The following is a 23,698-nucleotide window of genomic DNA, read 5'->3' on the forward strand; positions in this document are numbered from 1 at the left end:
ATCGGATGCCTCAGTTCAAGATGGAAGGGCTTGCGCCGGTGTGTCTGGCGCCGGTGTCTTTCGCGCCGATCTCGCCCACCCAGGCGAGGACTTCGGCCACGGTTTCAAACAGCGCTTCGGGCACGGGATCATTCAGCTTCACGAGGTACAGCGCGCGTGCCAGCGGCGGGTTGCCGATGATCGGAATGCCCAGCGCCTGCGCTTCTTCGCGCAACCTCAGGGCTTCGTCGTCGACGCCCTTGGCGGTGATGCACGGCAAGCCGCATTCTTCGGGCGCGTAGCGAATCGCCACGGCGTAATGCGTGGGGTTGACGATCACGGCCTGCGCGCCGGCTACGCTCTGTTTGGGCTTTGCCTCGTCCACCATCTGGCGCGCGAGCTGCTTGCGCTGGCCCTTGATGTGCGGATCGCCTTCGCTGTTCTTGTGCTCGCGCTTGACTTCGTCCTTGCTCATGCGGTGGTCGCGGATGAAGAGCCAGCGCTGGATGCCAAAGTCCACGGCGCCGAGCAGCAGGAACAGCAGTCCGCCCGCACCCAGCAGCTTCACCAGCATCGACATGCCGATCTGCGCGATATCCATGACCGGTTGATACGGCGTGCCCACAATGGTCGGCAGCAGCATCAGGACCAGCTTCCACAGCGCAGCCCCCACGGCGAGCGCTTTCACCAGCATCTTGAGCAGGTCAATCATCGAGCGCATGGAGAAGATGCGCTTCAGACCCGACGCGGGGTTGATGGCGCTCATCTTCAGTTCGAGCGGCTTGGTCGATAGCACGATGCCCGTCTGGCCCCACGTGGCAATCCATGCGACGAGTGCAAACACCAAGCTCAGCGGCAGCGTCATCAGCGCCAGCTGAAGCGCGACGTGGCCGAGTGTCTGCTTGAGCGTCATGGCTGGATGCCGGCTGTTGTTCACATCCAGCGCAAGGTCGACCAGCGCCCGCCAGCGGTCGCCCAGCAGCGATGCCGTCATGGCAAGCAGCAGGCAGCCCGCCAGCAGCACGACGGCGGCGATCAGGTCGGCACTCTTGGCGGTTTCGCCATCTCTGTGCGCGTCTCTGAGTTTCTTGTCTGTGGGCTCTTCGGTTTTTTCGTCCGACATGGCGGTGCCCTGGGGTGTCGACGGAGGAGGCCGCGGCGTGCGGTGCCGTAGCGATGCGACGCATTGTGCTGACGCGGACGCTACGCGCTTGGCGCCTGGGCGAAGGCGGATGCGCCGTTCCGAAACCGCGGGAACAAAGGACAAGGGCAAGGACGAGGGCGAGGCGAGAGCGGGCGGCTTTGCCTTGTGCGTACTGGCGCACAGGGCCTTGCCGACTTCGGGGCCGGGCGCTCTTTTTCGGGGCGGCTGGCCGGCGCGCGGCATGCGGGCGTCTATGGTTCCACCCGAGGTCGGCCGGTCCACCAATGCCGGCATCGACATGACCCGACACGGAGAACCCTGCGATATGGAACCGATTCAATGTAGCAACCGCCTGCTGGGCGGGCTGCTCGAAGTCCTGATGTACGCAACGCGCAGCGGGCAGTTCGACAACGCGCAAGCGCTGCTGACTGCACTGCGCACGCTGCGCCCGAATTTTCGCGAACTCGACCTGGTGGAAGGCTGGCTGCTGGTAGGCCGGCATCAATACGCCGACGCCGCACGCATCCTGCGTGAACTGCACAACGGCGAGCGTGCCGAGAGCGTGGTGCCGTTTGCCTCGGCCATGATGGCCCTGTGCCTGAACGCCCTGGGCGATCAGGAATGGCACGTGTATGCCAACGAGGTGCTCGCGCGCGACGAAGACCCCGATTCCGTCGCGCTGGTGCGCACGCTGATCGGTGTGCAGGAAGAAATGGATGCCGGCACGTTCGGCACCCCCACCGCGGCGCCCGCCGCAGAGAGTGTGGATTTGAGCGCGTACCACAGCGCGCATTACTTCACCCGCGCCTAACCATCCTCCCGGAGCCCATCATGATCCAAGGTCCGACCGCTATTCCGCCGGTGACCGCCGGCACGCCGGGTACCGGCATCGCACCGGCTGAAGCCGCCACGCCAGCGCCCGAGCTTGTCGCTCGTTTCGAATCCATGCTGCAGAACGCCAAGCACGGTCAGCACCACAGCAAGGCGCCTTCGGCCGTTGGCGAACTGGTCAAGAAGGAAGATGCCGCCGTGCAGGCGTCGATGGCGCGTGTGGAGGCCATGACCGAGGCCGAACGCGGCATGTCGGTGCAGGAAGTGGTGGCCGAAGGCGTGCGCGTGCAAATGGAGTGCGCAGCCACCATGACGAAGATCCATCTTGGCAGCACCATTGCGCATTCCGGCAAGAACGCCGTGCAGACCTTGATGCGGAACCAATGATGCGGACCGCGCTTCCATCCTGCCGCATGCGGCGCGGCGCGCTGGCACTGCTGTTTGTGCTGACCGCGCTGCTGGCGGGCTGCAACAAGCAGCTCTTTGCGCAGCTGAGCGAGGCTGACGCCAACGACATGCTGACCGTGCTGCTGCAGGCCGGCATCGACGCGCAGAAGAATTCGCCAGACGACGGCAAGACCTGGACAGTGATGGTCGACCAGGATGCCTTTGCCCGCGCGATGGAAGTCCTGCACAGCCACGGCCTGCCGCATGAAAAGTACGCGAGCCTGGGCGACATCTTCAAGAAAGACGGGCTCATCTCTACACCCACGGAAGAGCGGGTGCGTTTCATCTACGGCGTATCGCAGCAGCTTTCGCAAACGCTCTCGCGCATTGATGGCGTGGCCGTGGCCAATGTGCAGATCGTGCTGCCCAACAACGATCCGCTGGCCACCGTGGTCAAGCCATCCAGCGCATCGGTGTTCATCAAATACCGCCCGAGCGCCAACGTGTCTTCGCTGGTCCCCAGCATCAAGAACCTGGTCGTGCATAGCGTGGAGGGGCTCACCTACGAGAACGTCAGCGTCACGCTGGTGCCCGGCAGCGTAGATGCGCCCACCGCCGATGCCGCGAGCCGCACGCCTGCCGGCGTGTCGTGGGCCACGCTCGCGGCCGTGGTGGGTGCGCTGGGCGTGATCGTATTGCTGTGGCGCGCCGCAACCCGGCTGTCCGCTGTACGGACCCGGCTTGACGCAGCGCGCGCGCGCCTGGAAGACAAGTTGCCGGCACGCTGGAAGAAGCGCGCGACAGCATGAACCACACCAGCGCCGCCCCTGATCCGGCCGCCGCCATGATCCTGCGCATGTTGCACGCGTATCAAGAGCGGCTGCATGGGCTTGCGCACGTGCGCGATGCATCGGGGCTGGCCGCACAGGCAACCGATGTGCCGGCGGGCGCAGCCAAAGACTGGCGGCAGGTGTGTATCGCGCTTGGTGTGGGCCAGGTGGGCTTGCCGACATTGCTTTCGCATGCGCATCGCCTGGCGGTGCTCGATAAGGACGATCTCCAGCGCGTGCTGGCCGCCCGCATGCTGATCGGCAGGCGCGCCGCGCTGGCGCGATGCATTGACGGCGCTTATCTCGCCGGCGTTGCCGGTCTGTTGGGGGAGGCAGCCCTCACGGCATTGACGCAACGCGAGCACTGGGCGCCAGATCCCGGTGGGCCGTTGCCCGCACTCGACTTGGCGCAGCTTGCCGAGGCCGGCCTGCATGCCCTGATTGCCGACGGTACGGTGTCGGATCCGTCGCTCGCGCAACTGATGCGCCTGACGATCGGCATGCAGGCTGCCGTGCCGCCGTGCGCAGGTACGCCAACCGCTGAAACGCAAGCCGAATCCTTCATGGCTGCGTTGCCTGTTCTCTTTCCGGAGTTGTCATGGTTATTTGGTTGAGGCGCGATGCTCCGCTGGGCATTGGCTCGGACGTGATCCGTGCCGAAGATTACCGGCACGTGGTGGAGCTGGATGCCGCATGGCAGGCCGTGGAAGAAGCGCGCGAGGCTGCATTGGCGCAGGCTCACGCCCAGGCTGAAGCCATCGTGGCGCAAGCCCAGGCCAATGCAGATGAGTTGCTCAGGCAAGCCGAGCAGCGCGCGCAGCGCAGCGCCAAGCTTGGCTATGCCGCTGGTCAGCGACGTGCGTTGGAGGACTTTCACGCGTCCATGGCCGCGCGCGCGTACGACGATGACGAAGCCACGCGCCGCGAGGAAGACCGCCTGATCGCCACGGTCATGCAGGCGGTCGAGCACGTGGTGCTGGAATCCGATCGCCAGGCGTTGTTCGCGCGCGTGGCCGCCACGCTCGGTCGCGTGCTGCAAAGTCAGGCGCGCCTGACGGTGCGCGTGTGCGCAGACGAGATCGAACCAGCCCGTGCCGCCTTCGCCAAGGCCGTGCAGACGGGCTCGCTCAATGCCGCCTTCGAGGTGCTGGCCGACGACCGCGCAGAGCCCGGACATTGCCAATGCGAATGGGACCACGGCGTGGCAGACGCGAGCCTGCGTGTGCAATTGGCGGCGCTGCGTCAGGCGCTTTCAGCGCGCAGGCGCAAGCCTCTTGAACATGCCGATCCGCACGAAGGCTTTGCAGATGACGATGGCGGCTTTGACGAGGATGCGGCATGACCAAGGCCGCGCTGATCGACGCCATGGACGAGGCGATCCGTAGCGTGGCGCCCGTCCAGCGGCTGGGCAAGGTCGTGGAAGTGACGGGCACCCTGCTGCGTGTGGGTGGCGTGGACGTCAAGCTTGGCGAGCTGTGCACCTTGACCACACCGGATGGAACGGAGCTTCAGCAAGGCGAGGTGGTCGGCTTTAGCGAGCACTTTGCATTGCTGGCGCCATTTGGCGGCGTGGTGGGCTTATCGCGCTCGACCCGCGTGGTGCCGAGCGGGCGCACGCTTTCGGTCGGGATCGGGCCCGGCTTGCTCGGCCGCGTGCTCGATGGCCTGGGCAGGCCCGCCGATGGCGGACCGCCGCTGGATGTGTATGACTACGTGCCGGTGTTCGCGCAGGCGCCTGACCCGATGTCGCGCCGCTTGGTGGAGCAGCCGCTGGCCACTGGTGTGCGCGTGATCGACGGATTGGCCACCTTGGCGGAAGGGCAGCGCATGGGCATCTTCGCGCCGGCCGGTGTGGGTAAGAGCACGCTGCTCGGCATGCTGGCGCGCGGCACGGAATGCGACGTCAACGTGATCGTGCTGATTGGCGAGCGCGGCCGCGAGGTGCGCGAATTCATCGAGCAGATCCTGGGCGAGGAAGGCATGCGCCGCTCCGTGCTGGTGTGTGCAACGTCCGATCGATCGTCCGTGGAGCGCGCCAAGGCCGCGCACGTCGGCACCGCCATCGCCGAGTATTTCCGTGACCAGGGCCTGCGTGTGCTGCTGATGATGGACTCGCTCACGCGCTTTGCCCGCGCACAGCGCGAGATCGGCCTTGCCGCGGGCGAGCCACCCACGCGGCGCGGCTTTCCGCCGTCGGTGTTTGCCGAGTTGCCGCGCCTGCTCGAGCGGGCCGGCATGAGCGCCACGGGCTCCATCACCGCGCTGTACACCGTGCTGGCCGAAGACGAATCCGGCAACGACCCCGTAGCCGAAGAAGTACGGGGCATTCTGGATGGCCACCTGATCCTGTCGCGCGACATTGCCGCGCGCAATCGCTATCCGGCCATCGACATCCTGAACAGCCTGAGCCGTGTGATGACGCAGGTCGCGCCGGCCGACCACTGCGCCGCTGCCGGCCGCATGCGTCAATTGCTTGCCAAGTACAACGAGGTCGAGACCCTGCTGCAGATGGGCGAGTACAAGGAAGGCAGCGATGCCGTGGCCGACACCGCCGTGCAATGGAACGGCTGGATGGAAGACTTCCTGCGCCAGCGCACCGACGAGTGGTGCAGCCCGGATGAGACGTATCGGCTGCTGACCGAGGTGGGCCAGACATGAAGCGCAAGCGCTCCGCGGTATGGCACACGCTGATCGAAGCCAAAACGCGCCAGCGCCGTCGTGTCGAAGCGGAGATCGCTGTCGCACAGCAAGCCGTGGCGGATGCACAGGCCGCCGCGCAAGACAGCGAAGACGCGTGCGAGCGCGCGCACGAGCGGCTGCGGGGCCATATCGGCCGCATGGATGAGCTGATTGCCGCCCCCGTGCTGCTGGCCGATGCGTATCTGCGCTACGACGCGTTTCGCGGCGAGCTTGACGATGCGGTCGTGCAGGCCGAGCACGACGCAGCGGCCGCGCACGCCGCCGTAGCCGAACGCGAAGCCGAACTCAAGGCACGCCGCCAGGCCCTGGCGCGGCTCGATGCCATGCTCGATCAATGCCGCAAGACTGCAGAGCGGATCGACCAGCAGGAAGCCACCGAGCGCGAGCTTGCCACCGAGGAAGAAGCCGTCGAGGCCATCCTGGCGCGTCCGCGCCCACGCGCAGCGGCTTGATGGCGAAACATTCCGACGACATTCACGCATTCATATGGAAGCTATCGATACTGTTCTGCACGCCTGGTTTGATCTTGATGAAAGCGCGGAGGTCATCCTTGCGCTGCTCGCGCTGTCGTGCGTGCGCATCATGACTATCTTCGCGATCCTGCCGGCCACGAGCGACCAGTCCGTGCCCGGCACTGCGCGTAATGGTGTGGTCTACACGCTCGCCATCATCGTGGCGGCGGCGCAGCCACCCGCCGTGGCGGAGCATCTGAGCGCGGCCCGGTGGTTCCTGCTGGCGGGCAAGGAGATTTTTCTGGGTGCGTGCCTTGGCTACGCGGCGTCCACGGTGTTCTGGGTGGCGCAGACGGCGGGCACCATCGTCGACAACATGGCGGGCTTCAACAACGTGCAGATGAGCAACCCGTTGCAGGGTGACCAGAACACGCCCATCGGCAACACGCTGCTGAATCTGGCCGTGACGCTGTTCTATGCAGCGGGTGGCATGCTGTTCCTGCTGGGCGTGGTGTTCGAGTCGTTCCACTGGTGGCCGCTGGGCGCCACGCTACCTGACATGAGCGCCGTGGCCGAGAGTTTTCTGCTGCAGCAAACCGATTCCATCTTCTCCACCGCCGTCAAGCTGGCCGCGCCGGTGATGATGACGCTGTTCCTCATCGACGCCGGCATCGGGCTGCTCTCGCGCGCGGCAGACAAGCTCGAGCCCGCGTCGCTCGGCCAGCCCATCAAGGGTGCGGTGGCCATCCTCATGGTCACGGCGCTGGTGGTGGCCATGTCCACCCAGGTGCGGGACACGCTTACATATAGCCAGTTGCTGCAGCGGGTCAAGAACGGACTGGTGGGCGATGGCACGTCGTCAAAACCGAAAAATATGCGGTGAGGATTGTTCAGCGCCTGACGAAGCTTTGTTGAGATTGTCGGTGCAGCGATTTCTTAGGATGTCCTTAGGAAATCCAACACCAAGCGGCCAGCCCTTCGCCAGCCGCAATCTCTGACACGGGAGCGTCGACATGCTGGGAAACATCTACTTTGCCTTGGCCTCCGGATTAGCAGCGCGTGAGCGTCTGCCGGACTATGCGAAGGCCGTCTTCGCGGAGGATTTCGACCGCGCGTATCAACTGGTCGACGATCATGGCGGCCTGCACGGCAAGGAGGCGGGCGACTACGCCGGCGTGCTGGCCATGGCCGATGCATCGATGCTGCTGGAGTGCGATGAAGACGCCGAAGAAGCGTTCCGCACCGCGCAGCGTCTGATTCGCCATTCGGATGATCAGCTGCGCGTGGTCTCGTGCCGCAACATGGGCTGGCAATCGCTGCTGCGCGATCGTTATTCGGCCGCGGCGGGCTGCTTCTCCCGCATGGCCGAAGACGATGGCGCGACATGGCTGCAGCGCGTCGAAGGCATGATGGGCCTGGCCCTCGTGCACCACCAGCTTGGTCAGCAGGACGCAGCAGACGAGGCGCTGCAATCGGCCCGCGCCATTGCAACGGAGCGCAATGATGCCGGCTGGGTCACTACGCTGGATCTCGTTGTGTACGAGTTTGCGGTGCAGGCTGGCATCCGATGCTCCAACCGCTTGCTGGAACACGCGTTCTGGCAGTCGGCCGAAGTGGGTGCCGCGATGCTGCACCACCATGGCGGCCGCGACGGATGGGCCCCAAACGGTAAGCACGATGCGAGTGTGCCCGCGATGATCCATCGCCGCGCCGAATATCTGAGCCTGCTGCGCCGCATGGCAGATGGCGATCGCGCTGCAATCGACCCGCTCATGGCGATCATCGGGCAGTCCCGCCGCATGGGCAGCCGTCTGTTGATGCAGACGAAAGTGGAGGTAGTGCTGGCAGCGCTCAGCGGCGAGCAGCACGACGTGGCCGGCAAGGTGTATGACCAGATCTGCAATCGCGATACGTCTTTCGGCGCGCGCCGCTGGAATTTCGACTACCTCTACTGCCGCGCCAAGATGGCCGCGCAGCGTGGCGATGCTGCTGGGGCGCTCAAGTACTACACCGCCTATATGCAGGACGCCCTGCGCTGCCTGCGCACCGAATCGCCCGGCGTGCGCCGCGTCAGCCAGACCACGCCCGCTGCGTCACGTGCGTCGGATGATGTGAGCGCGCGGCTGTCTGCCAAGTACCGTCGTGCCTATCACTACATCCTCGACAACATCGAACGCAGCGACCTGACCACGCGTGAGGTGGCCGCGCACATCAACGTGACGGAGCGCGCGCTGCAACTTGCGTTCAAGAGCGCGGTGGGCATGTCGCCCAGCTCGGTCATCCGGCGCCTGCGTCTGGAGGGCATCCGCTCCGACCTGCTGGACGAGGGGCGCGGGCCGTCGAACATCATCGATACGGCATCGCGCTGGGGCATCCGCAGCCGCTCGGCGCTGGTCAAGGGGTATCGCAAGCAGTTCAACGAAGCGCCCTCGGAAACCATCTGGCGTTAAGTCGCGGGCGCTGTATCGCATGGCCGCGCGCTGGCGCGGTCTGTCTTCTTCATTCTCACGAGTGCAACCATGCATCTGACTCGAATTGCGGGCCGGAAGGGTCGCGTGCTGGCCGCGTGCCGGTGCTTGATGGCTGCGGCCATCGCGGTGCTGTCGCTGGCCGGAAGTGCCGCTGCGGCGGTGATCCCGTGGCAGTCGCAAAAATTTGAATACGTGGCCGACCGCAAAGACGTGAAAGATGTCTTGCGAGACCTCGGTGCCAGCCAGCACGTCATGACGTGGATATCGCCGCAGGTCGAGGGCAGCGTGACGGGCAACTTCAATGAAACGCCTCAGCGGTTTCTCGATCGCATGGCCGCCACGTTCGGCTTTGCCTGGTACTACGACGGCGCCGTGTTGCGTGTGACGGGCGCCAACGAAGCGCAGAGCGCCACCATCGCGCTGCAGCGCGCGTCTACCGCGCAGGTCAAGCGTGCGCTGACGCGCCTGGGGGTGACCGACCCGCGCTTTCCCGTGCTGTACGACGACGAAACGGGCAGCGTGGTCGTATCCGGGCCGCCGCGCCTGGTCGAGCTCGTGCAGGACATCGCACGCCTGATCGATCGTGGCCGTGAGGATGCCAACCGCACTGTCGTGCGCACCTTCCCGCTGCGCTATGCCTGGGCCACGGATCACACCATGCTGGTGGACGGCCAGTCCATCACCATTCGCGGTGTCGCATCCATCCTGAACAGCATGTACGGCAACAACGCGCCCAGCACGGAGAACACGCCGCTGCGCAGCGGTGACCGCCGTGTCGACAGCGTCGCCCCCGGAGAGCCCAACGCAGGCCGCGCCGGCACGCGCGCGCTGTCGGGCCTTAACGGCAACGATCGCAATGGCGGCAAAGCGCCGCTGCCGCCAGGCGGTATCGGCCAATATGCTGGCGGCGGTTCGGTGGCACCGCTGCCCAGCGGCGAAGGCCGCAACCGCGCGGATGCTTTTCAGGAAGACGGCGGCAGCGCCCCGATCATTCATGCAGACCCGCGCAGCAATTCGGTGCTCGTACGAGACCGCGCAGACCGCATGGCGGCCCATCAATCGTTGATTGAATCGCTGGACACGCGCCCGGCTGTGCTGGAGATCAGCGCCAGCATCATCGAGATCAGCGAGAGCGCATTGGAAGACCTCGGCGTTGACTGGCGTCTGCACAACAGCCACGTCGACATGCAAACCGGTTATGGCACCAACACGCAATTGTCCAATCCGGGCTCGCTCGATGCGGTATCCACAACGGCCAATGCCGCCGCTGCCATTGCCGCCACGCCGACGGGTGGGGTGTTGACCGCTGTGATCGGTGGGGCATCGCGTTACCTGATGGCGCGTATCAGCGCGCTGCAGCAGACCAATCAGGCGCACATTACCGCGAGCCCCAAGGTGGCCACGCTCGACAACACCGAGGCCATCATGGACAGCAAGCAGAATTTCTATGTGCCGGTGGCGGGGTATCAGTCGGCGGATCTGTACAGCATTTCGGCGGGTGTGTCGCTGCGCGTGTTGCCGATGGTGGTCACCGATGGCGGCACCTCGCGCATTCGCATGAACATCCATATTGAGGATGGCCAGATCACCAATCAGATGGTGGGTAACCTGCCGGTGGTCAACAAGAGCGAGATCAACACACAGGCGCTCATCAACGAAGGCGAGAGCCTGCTGATTGCCGGTTACTCGGTAGACCAGCAGACCAAGGGCGTAGATGCTGTGCCCGGGCTTTCGAAGATCCCGTTGCTGGGGGCGCTGTTCCGGCATGACCAGACGACGGGCCAGCGATTCCAGCGGTTATTTCTGCTGACACCGCGCGTGGTGGCGCTGTAGTGCTTTTGCCGATGTCGTCACGACAAAGCCTCCCTAAGGGAGGCTTTGTCATTCGTGCCCGCCAGCCGCGCGGTCAGGGGCGGTTTGACGGCCCCGCGGTGCCTTCCTGCACAAGCGTATTCCAGTGGTGCTGGGCGATAGGAAGCAATGCCAGCGCAAGACCTTCGCGGCGTTCGTCTGCGGTGCCATGCTGATCCTGCCGTGCCAACCGGTGGAGAGCCTGCGCATTCGGGTCGTGCGCAATCCGCGTCGCCAATTGCGGCAGAAGACGCCTGAGCGTACTCGTTCCCTTGGCGCCCTCGGCCACTTTGCTGAGGTCCAATACGAATTGGCGGCCAGCTTCTGATGCCAGCAGCGGTTTCAGTTCTGTCTGCAACGGCTGTGCAAGCGCCGCGAGTGTGGCTTGCGCCTGCGTGGCGGTCCACAACTGCTGAACAATCGGCACCAGCTGTGCAGCGACTTGGTGCGAAGGGTGGGTCGACGGATAGCGTCGTGCCTGCTCGCGCAACTCCTGGATCTGCGCGTGGCTGGCAATCTTCTGCGCGAATGCCGGAAGCATGTGTTGCAGCCGGCTGGACCCGCGCACGCCGAACGCGCCTTCGCCAATGGCGATCACCAGCTGGCGCCCCGCGCTGGAGGCCACCAGATCGGCAAGTTCATGCTGCAGGGCGCGCGGCAGCGCACGCGCGGCGGTAGCCAAACGTGCGGACACCTCGCGATCGGGCTCTACGTTGAACGCGTTGGCCAATGCCTGCCGCATGGCGGTAGACGATTCGGCCTGCACGGCCGTCGGATTCCGCAGGGCCTGATTCCTTACTTCGGGTAGCCGGTCATGGGCATTCTTCAGTCGAAACGCGACCGAGACCAACTGGCCGTCATTCATGCCGCTTGCCGAACCGAAGACGGCATTTTCCATCTCTTCGTTCTTGCGCTCGATGTCGGCGTGCAGCAGTTGAAGGCGAGGCGCGTTTTTCATCGCCCATTCTTCACGCACCTTGCCGATTTCGGTGCGCAGATGTTCCGGAAAGTGCACCTTGCGGCCGGGCATCGGGGTGATGAGCGATTTTGGCAGGCCTTGCATCGTGAGCCCCGTGCAGCCACGCAGATCGATGGTCTTGAGTTGGCGCAGGTTTCCGACGGACGCCGGCACGGCGCGTAGTTGCGGACAGTGCGAGAGGTCGAGCGTTTTCAGATGACGCAGTTGTCCAATGGAATCGGGTACCGAAGTCAGGCCCACGTTGTCGTGCAGGTTCAGTTCGGTGAGCTTCGACAGATTGCCGATGCTGCCCGGCACCTCGCGCAGGTAGGTGTGTGCCAGAGACAGCGTTTTCAGCTTGCGTGCATTGCCAATGTCGCGCGGCAACTGGGTGAGCGGTGAATGCTGGATGGCAAGGTGCTCCAGGTTCGCCAGACCGTGCATGGCCGGCAACTCGCGCACGCCACTTCCCACGATCTCAAGATGTTTCAGGCTCGACAATTGCCCCAGCGTATCGGGCATTGCGTGCAAGCGTTGGTTGTCGTGCAGCTTGAGCGTCTCCAGCATGCCAAGGTTGCCCAGATCATGCGGCAACTCGCGCAGATCGCAGTCCGACAGGTGAAGGGCCTTCAGGTGCGCGATGTCGGAAACGAGATCCGGCAGATGGAGCACGGGCGTCGTCTTCAGCTCGATCTTGTCTGCGGGCTCTCGACGCCCTCGCGCTACGTCTTCGATGTGCGTCAGTGCAACGTCGAGCTGTCGTGCCGCATTGAAGTGAGCAGGCGGATTTGCCGGGCGGTAGTCCGCTATCCGGGCATGCATCTGCGCGTGCCATGCTTCCAGGGCCTGGCGGACACCGGAACCGGCGATGCGCGCATTCACGGCGGCCTCACCATGCAGCGGGATTTCGGGTGCCGGGGCACGTGCATGGAGCGGGCTGTTTGGCGCTGTGCGCGATGCGCCAGTTGGTGTGCCGGCACTGATGTTGGGGCGGGCAGCGGGAGGCCCGCCGGCATTGGCAGACGAGCGGCGCAGCCCGAACAATCCGGCAATACCGCCGCGCCGGGGCTGCCGTGCCGGCTCTTGCCGCGGGGGCGTGGCGTAGGCGGGAACGTTGCTGCGCGCTGGAGTGGAATCTGCGGCCGGAGCCTGCGAAGTGCGGCGGAATGGATTGATCGAAGGCATTGAAATTCGAGTCTGGGAGGCGCGACAGTGGCGTCGCACCGATGGTGGAAAACAACGACCCCACGCCAACATCGCGTGGGGCCGAGGTCAAACAAACGCACGCGGTGGCTTATGCGGCCTTCTTATGCGTCGACGTGCTGACGTTGGCGCTAGCGCTCACTTGGCTCGAGCCGGAGGACTGCGGCGCCGATACGGGGGCCTTGGAGGTGACGTCGTCGCCATCGTCATCATCGTCGTCGTTGCCGTTCGACTTGATGGCGTTCAGCATGCGTTGATGCGCGGACTGCTGTTGCAGAAGTTGCAGCTCCAGAAGCGCATCCTGCCCGGTGGGGTCGGCGCCGTTGGGTTGAGCCTTGTTGCTGCCGTTGCCGTTGCCGTTGCCGTTGCCGTTGCTGGAGTCGACTTCGGCCTCGTGCTTCTTCTTGCCCTTGCGGCTGGCGCCTTCGTGGTCGTCCGCGACGGCTTGATGTTGCGTGCCGGTGTGGTGGGCTTCAGGTTGCATGGCGTGACGGGTCTTGCGCGAGGCATGGAAGTCTCCCGCCACGCCAGCGCCCGCGGCAGCAGCGCCGAGTAGCATGCCGCCGGTGCCATTGCCGTTGTCGCTCACTTTGTCGAACAGTTTCTGTGCCTGTACGCCGGCCTCGGCCTTGGTGCCTTCCTTGGCAGCAAGCTTGACCGCATCCTTCAGGCCGCTGCGGCCGCCGGTCAGAGCGCCTTCCACCACAGAGTCGACCACCGTACCGCCCAGGTGCGTCTTCTGCAGTGTTGCCACGGCAGCGCTGGCGGCGAGGCCCTCGGGTGTCAGGTCCGAGGCCAACTGTGCGGCGTTGCCAGCGGCTGAGCCGATATCGCCCAGCGCTTCACCAAAGTGACCATGCGCAGCCGCTTTTGCGGCGGCAATGCTGCTGTCCGCGAAACCGTTGACGCTGTCACCGATGCCCTTGACCGTGCGGTCAGCGATGTCGTTGACGAAACCGCGGGCCTTGTCGACCTTGCTCAGGGCCTTGTCCAGCCCCTTGCTCAGATGGGCGTTTTCCAGCGATTTTTCAGCCACGTCGAAGGCCGCGGTATTCAGATCCCGCAAGCCCTTGAAGGTGGCTTCGCCAACGCCCACGGCGTCGTGCAGCGCTTTTTGAATGCGCAGATGAACCAGATCGTTGGTCATGGCTGCCGTTTGCTTGGCAACGGCTTCCACGTCGTGGACGAGGTTCTTGCCTACGCTCTCGGCGGCGTGGGCGATGCCCTTGCCGACCTTGGCGATGTCATCGCCCAAGTGCTGAAAGGCGTGCTTGATTTTGCTGAAGATACTCATGGTGAGTCTCCTTGCTTGGGATAGCAAAAATGACGGCCGTTGCCGGCCGTCGGATTGACGAGCCTGGCCTTAGGCGCCTTGCACGTGGTTTTGCTGCTGTTGCGCGCCGCCGGCTTTTTGGGCTTGCAGTTGCTCCAGCACCTTGATCATGTCTTTGAGCAGTGTCTCGAGCTGGGCCATGGGGCTGTTGGTGCCATTGCTGCTGCCGTCTGCGCCGTTTGCGCCATCCGTCGTGGAGGTGTTCGGCGTGCCGGATGCACCGGACGCGCCGTTTGCCCCGCCGCCCGCTGCGCCACCTGCACCATTTGCACCACCGGCCGCACCAGCGTTGCCTGCGCCACCCGCGCCAGCGCCGCCGCCTTGCGTCTGATCGCCGCCAAGCGCCTGTTGCTGTTGTTGCGCCAGCATCTTCAGCAGATCGTCCAACACCTTCAGCAGTTGTTCGATCATGGAGTCGTTGCTCTTCTGGCTGCTGGCCTCGGCACCGTTGGCGTTGTCCGCGCCCGTTGCGCCATCGGCTGCGCTGGAGCCGTCGGCACCGTTTGCACCGCCGGCATCGCCCGTGTTGTCAGCGCCGTTGGCGCCACCGGCATCGCCTGTGCTGTTGGAACCGTCGGCACCGCCAGCGTCGCCAGCACCGGCGCCGCCATCGGCACCACCTGCCGCGCCCGCGCCGGCGCCGCCATCAGCACCACCTGCCGCGCCTGCGCCGGCACCACCACCAGCACCACCTGCCGCGCCCGCGCCAGCACCACCATCGGCACCACCGAACGCGTTCGTCATCATCTGCTGCTGCATCAGTTGCAACGCGTCGTCGAGCATCTGGAGCATGTCGTCCATATTGAGGCCCTTGCCGCCGTTGGCACCACCTGCGCCATCGACGCCCTTGGCGCCTTCGCCCGTGTCGAGCTTGTGCTGCATCTGCTCGCTGAGCTTCATGAACTTCAGCAGGTCTTCCAGCAGTTTCATGAGCGCTTGCATCGGGTCCTGGCTACCGGAGTCGCCCCCGTTGTCATCGCCAACTTGCTGGCCCTTGCTGGCACCCTGCGCGCCTTGCGAACCCTGGGCGCCTTGCGCACCTTGGCTTGCCGACGGGCCATGCGCAGCACCCGCGCCCTGGGCGCCACCGCCAGCTGGGCCACCCGAGCCACCGCCGGCACCTGCATTGGCGCCGCCTTGTGCGGTGGCGTTGCGCAGCATGGCTTCAAGCACCTTCAGGATGTCTTGCACGAGATGCTGCAGCGGGCTTTCGGCCTGGTTCTGTTTGCCGGGCTGATCCAGTTGGAGCTGGGTCGAGATATTCAGTGAAGCGTTGTCTTGGACCTTCATATTCATGTGTCACCTCAGTGGGCAGGCGTGATGCATGGCACCGCCCAGGCCGCTGACTGGACGCATGCCGATACAGAGAGGAGAGAAACGCCGCACGACCGACGTCTGCAGAGAAACGGCGGCACGGCAATCGCTTCCGATTCCGGTTCGGGTCGCGGGGCCGGCATGGCCCTGCGCGTTCTGCCCGTGCCGGGCCGCGCAGCCCTGGGCAGCCGCGTGCCGGCACGCCGATCGCAAAGCGAAATGGCATGTCGGGCGACTTTGGTGGAACGTTAGGGAATGTCGGCCATCAGGCGATGCAGCAAGGCCGAAGCGCTGATCACCGAGACGAAATCGCAGGCCAGAGGGAGGTGAGAGAAGGCAAAACTCACGCGCGCGCCGCCGTGTTAGGGCATGCGGCGGACCAATCGACAGTGGGTTTCAGAAGTTGTGCGTGACGCGCAGCGCCAGCGTGCGGCCAGGCAGGATCGGGATGTAGCTGCTGCTGAGCGTGTTGCCGTACGTGCGCACGTTGAACAGGTTGCGGGCAAAGACGTCGATGCGCCAGTCCTTTTGGTGCCAGAAGAGACTACTGTCGACGCGCACGGCGCCGGGCACCCGGAAAGAGACATCCCCATGGGCATCGGCCCGGCCTTGCGCGCTGATGCCAAGCCCCACGCCGGCGCCTGCGATCACGCCGCTTTGGATGGTGTACGTCGTCCAGAGTGAGGCGTTTCGGGCTGGCACGCCTGGTACGTAGCCGCCCGGTAGCCTTGCCGACATACGAGAGGCCGACAACCACAGCGACGCCTCCCAGCCGCGCGCCACCGTGCCCTGCATCGACAGTTCCACGCCCTGGTTGGTTTGTTCGGCCAGTTGCGTGTAGTAGCCCGGGTGCGACACGTCGGCCAGGCTCACGTTCTTTGCGTCGATCCGGTAGAGGGCTGCCTGTGCCGTCAGCGTGTGGTGGGCGTTTTCCCACCGCAGGCCGGTTTCGACCTGGCGGCTGCGCTCGGGTTGCGTGCCGGTGCCGTCATAGAAGTAGCCGGTGTTGATCTGGAAGCCACGCATGTAGTCGGCAAACCACGCCGTGCTGGGGGTGAGCTTGTAGAGCACGCCCACGGCGGGCGTCCAGGCAACCCCTCGCAATTGCGTATGGGGCAGCAGGGCGACGTAGTTGTTCGCGCGGATGGACCCCGACACTTCCCACCTGTCGCCAATGGAGACGTGGTCGCGCAGCCGGAAGATCGATTGCCGCAACGTTTGCGACAACCGGTTGCCCGGAATGAACGTTGCCGCCGGCAGCGGTACAGGCGCAAAAGGGTCTTGCGTGACTTGTGCGACCGACCCCGGTTTGATCAGGTTCTGCCGCTCCTGAATCTCTTCCCAGCCGAGGGTGAACGTGTGGCGCACGGCGTGGTGCGACAGGGTGCCCGTCAGCTCGTTCGACATGGCCCAGAGGTGGCTCTCTGTGTGACGCAGCCCGCAGATCGTGTTGTTGGGCATGACGTTATACGACGAGGCCGATCCGAGGTCCCACTGGGCCGATTCCTCTCTCACGGATTCATAGCTCGCCCGCGAATGGATGGCCCAGTCATCGGTCAAGTTGCGCGAGGCCGTGTAGTAGACCCGCGTGCCGCTGCCTTCCACACGGTCGTCTACGTTGCCGAAGGGAAGCTGCACGGGCACGCGAGCAGGTGCGCCGCCCAGCGCAAAGGTGGCGAGCGGCACGGGCTGCCGGCTGGTGAGCGATTCGATGCCGGCGGTAACGCTCGTTGCGCTGTCGTTCCAGCCCAGCGCGGCGTGGCCGTAGCTGACGCGGTGGCCCGCGTATCCGGCATCGCTGTCGGCCGTCGTGTCATTGAGCCCGACGATGCGGTAAGACAACCCGTTGGCCCCGATAGCGCCGGCCAGGTCGGCTACCACCTTACGTTCGGTGTGCGAGCCGATCTCCATGGCGATGCTGCGCTGCGCGACGGCGGTTGGCGCCTTCAGGCTGGCATTGATGGCGCCGCCAGCCATGGTGACGCTCGCCACGTCTGCGTTCGGCCCTTTGATGACGTCGATCTCTTCCAGTGCGTCCACGGGCCGCAGCGAGGCGAGCTTGTCAGGCAGGCCATCCACCGAAATTGTGTTGGTCAGGTAGCCGCGGATGGCGTAGAGGGGCGGTGCTGTCGGGTCAGCCAATACCGATGCCACGCCGGCCTGGGCCAGTGCCGCATTCAATGAGGTCGGTTGTTGGCTGGCCAACAGACCACGCGTGATCGTATTGACGGCGTGCGGCATGCTCGTCATCGGCATTTCCACGCGGGTGATGGCACTGCTGGAGAGCACTGCGAACCCTGTATCGCCTGCGCCATGGACTTCCGATGGCGGTAGCGAGCCGATGTCGCGCGGTAGCGAGTCGGGGGTGCCAGCGTTGCCGGCCGCCACGACGGTGAGCGTGCCGTCAGGCAGCACAGAGAGCGCGAGCCCGCTGTTTTGCAGTGCCAGCCGGGCGGCATCTGCTGCCGTCATCGTGCCGTCGATGGGGCCGGCCATGCGGTCCTTCACAAGGCTGGATGCGAACGACACCGGTTGGCCGCTCAACCGTGTGATTTCCATCAGGACATGCTCGAGCGTTGATCGCTCGATACGCAATCGCTGGGGTTCGTCAGCCGCCAAGGCATGCGCCTGCTGCGCCATCGACAGTCCGATCAGCACGGCGGCCAGGCCAGGGAGGCGGAGCAAGGTAAAAGGCAAGGGCGTCATGAGGGACAGCGCTGTCACTGTGCGGCGAAGGTCTGGAAAGGACGGAGAACGAAACGCGTCCGCGCAACCTGCGGGTGAATTTCCAGGGCGTTCTGCGGTATCGCAGAAGGGGGGGGCGGACCTGACGGCTAAGCGCGCTCCCGAAAGCAGATGTTCACCGGCGACACGATGTGCCTGGCGCTCAGAGCGGCACGATGGATGCACATGCTGTCGAGCAGGCCGTCGCTGCTACGGTCAAGGCAGTACCGCGATGTGTCCGGAAAGAAGCCTCGGTTGAGCGCGGATGCGCCCCACGGCTTGCGCGCTGTCTCAGTACACCCATGCCGAACTGGCGTGCGCATTTCGCCAGTGCGATCGACGGGATCCGCTTCTTGTTCATACCCCACCCGTATTTTTATTGTCGTGAAACGGACGCGAATTACGCAGGAACCGTGCCACGTTTCCCCTCCGAAGTGGGGGGGGATTCCCGCCGAGACGCTTGACGCCAGTTCCTCGGCGCAGCTCAACGCGGCGACAGATCGGGCGACCTTTTTCCTTTGCGAAAGGAATTCGATTGGCGCGACCCGTTTCGCCTCGCAACGGTTCGTTTCGCGCCATGGCGCCGCCATGCGGCGGCCAGCCGCTATGGTTGTCGCCGTCCGTGACTCGTTCTTCCGCTGTGGTGCTTATGCTGTCATCAACGTTTTGCTCTGCCGATGCGCTGGCCGATCGTATTCGCTCGTCGCTCCGACAGGCAGCCCAGACGAGCGGACTTGCCGCGCGGCACGAGCGCTTCTACGACGCCGCGCAGGCGCTGCGCTCCGAAATTCTGGAATTGGTGTCCGAAGAACCGGACGACCTCGCCGTGCTGACGTGCGCTCAGGCCTTTCGAGAGGAGACGCAGGCATTCAAGCAGACGTACGCCATTGCGCGACTCGCGTATTCGCCCGAGGTCGACTGCCGCTATCCGTTTCGCGATGAAATGGAGCAGCCCGTTCTCATCACCACGCTGGAATCGACCGGGCGATCCAGAGACCGCTTCGAGCGTTACCCCGCAGACGCCGTATGGCCGTATCTGCAGGCCGATGTGGTGCCCAGTCTGCGTGGCGCGCTTTACCAACGCACGCTTGTGTGCCGGCGGATGCAGCGCGCTGACCTACGCGACGCGCGCGAGGAGGCACTCATTGGCGAGCGTGGTGTATTTGCCGCCCGGGACATTGCCGTGGGCGAATGCCTTGGCGTCTACGGTGGCCGGCTCCTGACGCCTGCCACTTATTACACCTGCCTCGACGATTCCTTCGTGCTGAGCACCAGCGCTGGCGGCATCGATTCGTGGGTCGACGGTGAAAACATCCTGGCGATGGCCAACACCATCTTTGCTTACGAACGCGGCAAGGCGGATCGGCAGGCGGAGTCCGGCTACAACATGGAGGCTGCGGTGTTTGAAGCGACTTCGCGTTGCGGACGACGCTTTTCCATCCGCGCCTTCTTTGCGACAGAACGCGTGCCCGCCGGTGCCGAGTTGCGCTGGAATTATCGCTATCCGCCGGAGCTGATTCGCCAGCGGTTTGGTGCGCACGCTGCCGTCTAAGGGTAGGACGCAGCGTCCCATCGCAGCATCTGTGGCGTCGGTATTCCCTAATACGCTTGCCGACTTCCTGTCCAGGGGCTGCGTGCCGAATCAGCCAGGCGACGGGCAAGACCGCTTATTGAAATGGACATGAAAAAGGGCGCTCTACCGAGTCAGAGCGCCCCAGCGTGCATCGATCAGCGACGAGCCATCACGGCTCGTGGCGCAGATACCCTTCCTTGCTCGGGTCTGGCATGAAGTACGTCACGACGAAAGACACCGCGCACAGCGCCGTCACGTACCAGTAGAACGTCGATTCGGTGCCGGCCTGCTTGAACCACAGCGCCACGTATTCCGCAGAGCCACCGAACACCGCGTTGGCAATCGCATACGACAGGCCCACACCCATTGCGCGCACTTCCGGCGGGAACATCTCGGCCTTGATCAGCCCGCTGATCGACGTATAGAAGCTGACGATGGCCAGCGCCAGCGTGATGAGGCCGAAGGCAGCGAGCGGGCTCGACACCGTGGCCAGTGCCTTCATGAGCGGCACCGTCCCCAGCACCGAAAGGGCCCCGAACAGCAGCATCGAATTGCGTCGACCGATGCGGTCGGACAGCGCGCCAAACACCGGCTGCAGCACCATGTAGACGAACAGTGCACCCGTCATCACGTTGGAGGCGGTCTTGGTGTCCATGTGCGCCGTGTTGACGAGGTACTTCTGCATGTACGTCGTGAACGTGTAGAAGATCAGCGAGCCGCCGGCGGTAAAGCCGAGCACGCGCAGGAACGCACCTTTGTGCTGCCAGGCGCCGCGGATCGTGCCCGCGTGCTCGGCCTTGCGTGCCGAGGTGGTCTGCGTTTCGTGCAGCGATTTACGCAGGTACAGGGCGATCAGCGCCGTCAGCGCGCCAACCACAAATGGAATCCGCCAGCCCCAGGCTTTCAGCTCGGCCGTCGTCAGCAGTTGCTGCAGGATCACCAGCACGAGCACCGCGCACAACTGACCGCCGATCAGCGTCACATACTGGAACGAGGCAAAGAAGCCGCGCCGACCCTTCAGCGCCACCTCGCTCATGTAGGTCGCGCTGGTGCCGTATTCTCCGCCCACCGACAGGCCCTGGAACAGCCGCGCCACGAGCAGCAGGAACGGGGCCAGCGCACCGATCTGCGCGTACGTCGGCAGTACCGCGATCAGCAGCGAGCCGCCGCACATCATCAGCACCGAGATCATCATCGCCGTGCGCCGGCCGCGCTTGTCGGCAATGCGGCCGAACAGCCAGCCGCCAATCGGACGCATCAGGAAGCCAGCCGCAAACACGCCCGCCGTGTTCAGCAGTTGCGTCGTGCGGTCGCCGCTGGGGAAGAACGCCGGCGCAAAGTACAGCGAGCTGAACGCGTAGACGTAAAAGTCGAACCATTCGACGAGGTTGCCCGACGACGCGCCGACGATGGCAAAGATGCGGCGGCGTGTGTCGTGCGGGTCAACCGCATGCGGGGTTGCAGTGCTATCCATGAGGGCGTCTCGGTGTGGTTGTTCTGTGGGCAGCCTAAGCTGACCCTCAGAATTGTAGCGACATGTCGCGGATTGTCGCGCCCCGGAATTGCCCCGATCGATGAGATGGTGTGTTGCGGGAGGTGTGGAACGGGCGTGCTGAGGTTACGCAGAAACGGGTACGCTCAATGCGCGTACCCGGCCGATTCGGCTTACCGCGCCCCCTGCCGCGCGTTGAACACCACGCGCAACCCGAGCGCCACCAATGCAGCCGCCGTGCAGAACGCCATCAGTCCGGTCCAGCGCGCGCTTGTCCACGCCAGGCTCGCGCCATACGCGCCCACCGACATGCCGATGAACAGCGCCGTCATGAATACCGCGTTGATGCGGCTGCGCGCTTCGGGTGCCAACGCATAGATGATGGTCTGGTGCGACACCAGCGCTGCCTGCACGCCTACGTCAAAGACGAGCGTGCCGATCACGATGGCGATGAGCGATTGCGGGAACAGCGACATTGCGGCAAACGTCACTGCCATGAGCAACGCGCCGCCCGCCGCGATGTGGCCCGGCGCAACGCGGCCTGACAATCGCCCCGCAATGCTCGCACCCAGCGCGCCCGCTGCGCCGGCTAGGCCCAGCAGACCCGCTTGCCCCGTCGACAGGCCGAGCGAACCCGTCAGATGCAGTGTCACGGTCGACCAGAAGCCCGAGAACGCAATGCCGATGAACGCCTGCGTGATGGCCGATGCGCGCAGCCGCGGGTGCTGGGCGAACAGCGTGCCGAGAGAGCGCAGAAGCGTGAGGTACGGCTGCCGCATGGTGGCGGAGGGCGGCGCCACACCAAAGTGGGCGGCGCGCACGGCAATCGCCAGCCCGACAATCGCCACCGCCGACACGCCAAATGCCGCGCGCCAGCCGAAGTGGTCCGCCACGATGCCACTGAACACGCGCGAGCTGACGATACCGATCAGCAACCCCGTCATCACCGTGCCGATGTTGCGGTTGCGGTTGTGGTCAGTGCTGATGGCCGCAGCGCTGGGCACGAAGTCCTGCGCGATGGTGGCCGACAGCCCCACTGCAAAGCCCGCCGCAGCCAGCACTGGCAGGTTGGGCGCAAGGCAACTGGCGATGAGCGCCAGCGTGAGCAGCACCGCCTTCCACAGGATGACGATGCGACGGTCGTACCGGTCGCCCAGCGGGCCGAAGAAAAAGATGCCGCTGGCATAGCCCGCCGCCGTGAGCGTCGGCAACACGCCCAACGCGTGCGGCGCGATGGCGAGGTCGCGGCCAATGAGGCCGAGCAACGGGTGGTTCAGGTAAATGCATGCCACGCTGATGCCCGCACCGGCCGTGAGCAGGCGGATCAACCCTTGGGTGTCAGGTGCGGCTGAAGCGGTGGCGGCGGTGGCGGGCGTTGGGGACGCAGGCGAGGTCGACATGGAAACCTCATGGAGGAAATTGCTGCATCGCAGCGAAGCGGCGATGCTAACAACTTTCCTCTGGGCTTGCTGGCGGCCAATAACCTTGCTGGGGGTGGTGTCAGGCGCGCTGTCCGGCGGGGTTGGGCGCTGAGGCAGGGGCCTCTTCCACGTCTTCGCTGTGGCCGCCCTGCACGTCGTGGCCGGCGTTGTCGATCCACAGGCGAGCGCGGTCTTCGCCCACGCGCGACAGCTCCATGCGGTATTCGTAGCGGTCTGGTCGGTAGAGGCCCTGCAGCAGTTGCACGGGCCGCCCGCTCATCTCGCGCACGATGCGCTGAACGGACAGCAGCGGCGCACCCACTGTCACATCCAGATATTGCGCCGTCGCCACATCGGCCAAACGGGCAGACACCACCTGCGACGCACGATCGATCCGCACGCCCGAGCCCTCGATCAGCCGCAGCAGCGACTGGTTTGCCAGGCGGTCCAGCGTGAGCTTGCTTGTTACGTCTAGCGGCAGCCACGTGGTGATCAGCGCCATGGGCGTGTCTTCCAGGTGGCGCACGCGCACGAGTTTCTTGATCGGCGTGCCGGGTGCGATTTCCAGGCATTTGGCCTCGTCGGGCGGGGCCAGCACGTCTTCAAATTCGACGACGACGGCGGAGGTGCGCTCGCCCACGTCGATGATGTTCTGCAGCAGCGTCTGGGCGCCGCCGCCCATCGTCAGCGGGTCATCGGGTTTGACGACAAACGTGCCCATGCCGCGATGGCGGCGCACCAGACCTTCCTTGACGAGGTAGTCGAACACGCGCCGCATCGTAACGCGCGAGGCTCCGAACTGGCGGGCCAGCTCGATTTCGCCCGGCATCGGGCCGTCACTGAACCGGCCCTCAAGAATCTGTTGGCGCAGGACGACGTAGATCTGGTGGTAGAGCGGTACCACGGCATCAGGCATGGCGGTCGTGGTTCCGGACGTGAGCAGCGAGGTCGAGGGCGAAATCAGGAGGGGCGGCCATCAAGCGATGGGGCAAGGCGCGGGATGCGTTGGAAAGCCGGGCCGAACGCGGCCATTTG

At 64.9% G+C, this 23,698-nt stretch carries 19 protein-coding genes; 11 read left to right on the top strand and 8 right to left on the bottom strand.

Translation table 11 applies throughout. The features are described 5' to 3' along the window. Positions 1–10: 10 nt before the first annotated feature. Positions 11–1,102, bottom strand: coding sequence for a type III secretion system export apparatus subunit SctU (gene sctU / locus BG83_RS0118850; protein ID WP_024978152.1), 1,092 nt, complete (start codon positions 1,100–1,102; stop codon positions 11–13). A gap of 346 nt (positions 1,103–1,448) precedes the next feature. On the opposite strand from sctU, the gene BG83_RS0118855 reads away from it, so the two are divergent. From BG83_RS0118855 to sctC, 10 genes are all read left to right on the top strand, one after another. Further along, entirely contained in the window at positions 1,449–1,934 is a 486-nt protein-coding gene (locus tag BG83_RS0118855; RefSeq protein WP_024978153.1) for an HrpB1 family type III secretion system apparatus protein, read from the top strand. 20 nt (positions 1,935–1,954) lie between these two features. Next, positions 1,955–2,341, top strand: coding sequence for a type III secretion protein HrpB2 (locus BG83_RS0118860; RefSeq protein ID WP_024978154.1), 387 nt, complete (start codon positions 1,955–1,957; stop codon positions 2,339–2,341). Then, the gene (gene sctJ, locus BG83_RS0118865; RefSeq protein ID WP_051541511.1) at positions 2,338–3,150 is read left to right on the top strand and encodes a type III secretion system inner membrane ring lipoprotein SctJ; all 813 of its coding nucleotides are present in this window, start codon (positions 2,338–2,340) and stop codon (positions 3,148–3,150) included. Before BG83_RS0118860 ends, sctJ begins: the two co-directional genes overlap by 4 nt. After that, the gene (locus BG83_RS0118870; protein WP_024978156.1) at positions 3,147–3,785 is read left to right on the top strand and encodes a type III secretion protein HrpB4; all 639 of its coding nucleotides are present in this window, start codon (positions 3,147–3,149) and stop codon (positions 3,783–3,785) included. The genes sctJ and BG83_RS0118870 overlap by 4 nt, the downstream gene beginning before the upstream one ends. After that, positions 3,770–4,513 carry a type III secretion system stator protein SctL gene (gene sctL / locus BG83_RS0118875; protein WP_024978157.1) on the top strand — a complete coding sequence of 248 codons (744 nt, stop codon included), beginning with the start codon at positions 3,770–3,772 and terminating at the stop codon, positions 4,511–4,513. Before BG83_RS0118870 ends, sctL begins: the two co-directional genes overlap by 16 nt. After that, positions 4,510–5,829, top strand: a complete 1,320-nt coding sequence (sctN, locus tag BG83_RS0118880) for a type III secretion system ATPase SctN (RefSeq protein ID WP_024978158.1) — start codon at positions 4,510–4,512, stop codon at positions 5,827–5,829. Before sctL ends, sctN begins: the two co-directional genes overlap by 4 nt. Continuing rightward, positions 5,826–6,323: a type III secretion protein gene (locus BG83_RS0118885; protein WP_024978159.1), complete on the top strand. Its 498-nt coding sequence runs from the start codon at positions 5,826–5,828 to the stop codon at positions 6,321–6,323. The genes sctN and BG83_RS0118885 overlap by 4 nt, the downstream gene beginning before the upstream one ends. Positions 6,324–6,357: 34 nt before the next feature. After that, entirely contained in the window at positions 6,358–7,206 is an 849-nt protein-coding gene (sctT, locus tag BG83_RS0118890; protein ID WP_024978160.1) for a type III secretion system export apparatus subunit SctT, read from the top strand. Positions 7,207–7,336: 130 nt separating this feature from the next. Then, on the top strand, positions 7,337–8,773 hold the full coding sequence (locus BG83_RS0118895; protein ID WP_024978161.1) for a helix-turn-helix transcriptional regulator: 1,437 nt from the start codon (positions 7,337–7,339) through the stop codon (positions 8,771–8,773). Between the two features lie 69 nt (positions 8,774–8,842). Beyond that, on the top strand, positions 8,843–10,627 hold the full coding sequence (sctC, locus tag BG83_RS0118900; RefSeq protein ID WP_235193223.1) for a type III secretion system outer membrane ring subunit SctC: 1,785 nt from the start codon (positions 8,843–8,845) through the stop codon (positions 10,625–10,627). A gap of 73 nt (positions 10,628–10,700) precedes the next feature. Here sctC and BG83_RS0118905 read toward each other — a convergent pair whose 3' ends face one another. From BG83_RS0118905 to BG83_RS0118925, 4 genes are all read right to left on the bottom strand, one after another. Continuing rightward, on the bottom strand, positions 10,701–12,788 hold the full coding sequence (locus BG83_RS0118905; protein ID WP_051541515.1) for a hypothetical protein: 2,088 nt from the start codon (positions 12,786–12,788) through the stop codon (positions 10,701–10,703). A 109-nt stretch (positions 12,789–12,897) separates the two neighbouring features. Beyond that, complete coding sequence (locus BG83_RS0118915; RefSeq protein WP_024978165.1) at positions 12,898–14,100, bottom strand: hypothetical protein; 1,203 nt, start codon at positions 14,098–14,100, stop codon at positions 12,898–12,900. A 69-nt stretch (positions 14,101–14,169) separates the two neighbouring features. Then, positions 14,170–15,435, bottom strand: a complete 1,266-nt coding sequence (locus BG83_RS29550) for a hypothetical protein (RefSeq protein WP_024978166.1) — start codon at positions 15,433–15,435, stop codon at positions 14,170–14,172. A gap of 414 nt (positions 15,436–15,849) precedes the next feature. Beyond that, complete coding sequence (locus BG83_RS0118925) at positions 15,850–18,159, bottom strand: TonB-dependent siderophore receptor (protein ID WP_024978167.1); 2,310 nt, start codon at positions 18,157–18,159, stop codon at positions 15,850–15,852. A 640-nt stretch (positions 18,160–18,799) separates the two neighbouring features. On the opposite strand from BG83_RS0118925, the gene BG83_RS0118930 reads away from it, so the two are divergent. Further along, positions 18,800–19,729, top strand: coding sequence for a type III effector protein (locus tag BG83_RS0118930; protein WP_235193224.1), 930 nt, complete (start codon positions 18,800–18,802; stop codon positions 19,727–19,729). Positions 19,730–19,919: 190 nt separating this feature from the next. Here the strand turns inward: BG83_RS0118930 and BG83_RS0118935 are convergent, their stop codons facing one another. The 3 genes from BG83_RS0118935 to BG83_RS0118945 all read right to left on the bottom strand — a co-directional run bounded on the left by BG83_RS0118935 (position 19,920) and on the right by BG83_RS0118945 (position 23,579). Next, positions 19,920–21,224, bottom strand: coding sequence for an MFS family transporter (locus BG83_RS0118935; RefSeq protein WP_024978169.1), 1,305 nt, complete (start codon positions 21,222–21,224; stop codon positions 19,920–19,922). 191 nt (positions 21,225–21,415) lie between these two features. Further along, the gene (locus BG83_RS0118940; RefSeq protein ID WP_024978170.1) at positions 21,416–22,642 is read right to left on the bottom strand and encodes an MFS transporter; all 1,227 of its coding nucleotides are present in this window, start codon (positions 22,640–22,642) and stop codon (positions 21,416–21,418) included. Positions 22,643–22,742: 100 nt separating this feature from the next. After that, positions 22,743–23,579 (bottom strand): GntR family transcriptional regulator, encoded by an 837-nt coding sequence (locus BG83_RS0118945; RefSeq protein ID WP_024978171.1) that lies wholly within the window; start codon positions 23,577–23,579, stop codon positions 22,743–22,745. Between the last annotated feature and the right edge of the window lie 119 nt (positions 23,580–23,698).

Origin of the sequence: Ralstonia pickettii (genome assembly GCF_000607165.1) — a bacterium.
Classification (GTDB): domain Bacteria; phylum Pseudomonadota; class Gammaproteobacteria; order Burkholderiales; family Burkholderiaceae; genus Ralstonia; species Ralstonia holmesii.

Bases quoted from the DNA above. Each gene is read 5' to 3' on its own strand.
- sctL (WP_024978157.1), top strand. From the start codon at position 3,770: ATGGTTATTTGGTTGAGGCGCGATGCTCCGCTGGGCATTGGCTCGGAC.
- BG83_RS0118915 (WP_024978165.1), bottom strand. From the start codon at position 14,100: ATGAGTATCTTCAGCAAAATCAAGCACGCCTTTCAGCACTTGGGCGAT.
- sctJ (WP_051541511.1), top strand. From the start codon at position 2,338: ATGATGCGGACCGCGCTTCCATCCTGCCGCATGCGGCGCGGCGCGCTG.
- BG83_RS0118940 (WP_024978170.1), bottom strand. From the start codon at position 22,642: ATGTCGACCTCGCCTGCGTCCCCAACGCCCGCCACCGCCGCCACCGCT.
- BG83_RS0118885 (WP_024978159.1), top strand. From the start codon at position 5,826: ATGAAGCGCAAGCGCTCCGCGGTATGGCACACGCTGATCGAAGCCAAA.
- BG83_RS0118860 (WP_024978154.1), top strand. From the start codon at position 1,955: ATGATCCAAGGTCCGACCGCTATTCCGCCGGTGACCGCCGGCACGCCG.
- BG83_RS0118855 (WP_024978153.1), top strand. From the start codon at position 1,449: ATGGAACCGATTCAATGTAGCAACCGCCTGCTGGGCGGGCTGCTCGAA.
- sctU (WP_024978152.1), bottom strand. From the start codon at position 1,102: ATGTCGGACGAAAAAACCGAAGAGCCCACAGACAAGAAACTCAGAGAC.
- BG83_RS0118935 (WP_024978169.1), bottom strand. From the start codon at position 21,224: ATGGATAGCACTGCAACCCCGCATGCGGTTGACCCGCACGACACACGC.
- BG83_RS0118905 (WP_051541515.1), bottom strand. From the start codon at position 12,788: ATGCCTTCGATCAATCCATTCCGCCGCACTTCGCAGGCTCCGGCCGCA.
- BG83_RS29550 (WP_024978166.1), bottom strand. From the start codon at position 15,435: ATGAATATGAAGGTCCAAGACAACGCTTCACTGAATATCTCGACCCAG.
- BG83_RS0118925 (WP_024978167.1), bottom strand. From the start codon at position 18,159: ATGACGCCCTTGCCTTTTACCTTGCTCCGCCTCCCTGGCCTGGCCGCC.
- sctN (WP_024978158.1), top strand. From the start codon at position 4,510: ATGACCAAGGCCGCGCTGATCGACGCCATGGACGAGGCGATCCGTAGC.
- BG83_RS0118870 (WP_024978156.1), top strand. From the start codon at position 3,147: ATGAACCACACCAGCGCCGCCCCTGATCCGGCCGCCGCCATGATCCTG.
- sctT (WP_024978160.1), top strand. From the start codon at position 6,358: ATGGAAGCTATCGATACTGTTCTGCACGCCTGGTTTGATCTTGATGAA.
- BG83_RS0118945 (WP_024978171.1), bottom strand. From the start codon at position 23,579: ATGCCTGATGCCGTGGTACCGCTCTACCACCAGATCTACGTCGTCCTG.
- sctC (WP_235193223.1), top strand. From the start codon at position 8,843: ATGCATCTGACTCGAATTGCGGGCCGGAAGGGTCGCGTGCTGGCCGCG.
- BG83_RS0118895 (WP_024978161.1), top strand. From the start codon at position 7,337: ATGCTGGGAAACATCTACTTTGCCTTGGCCTCCGGATTAGCAGCGCGT.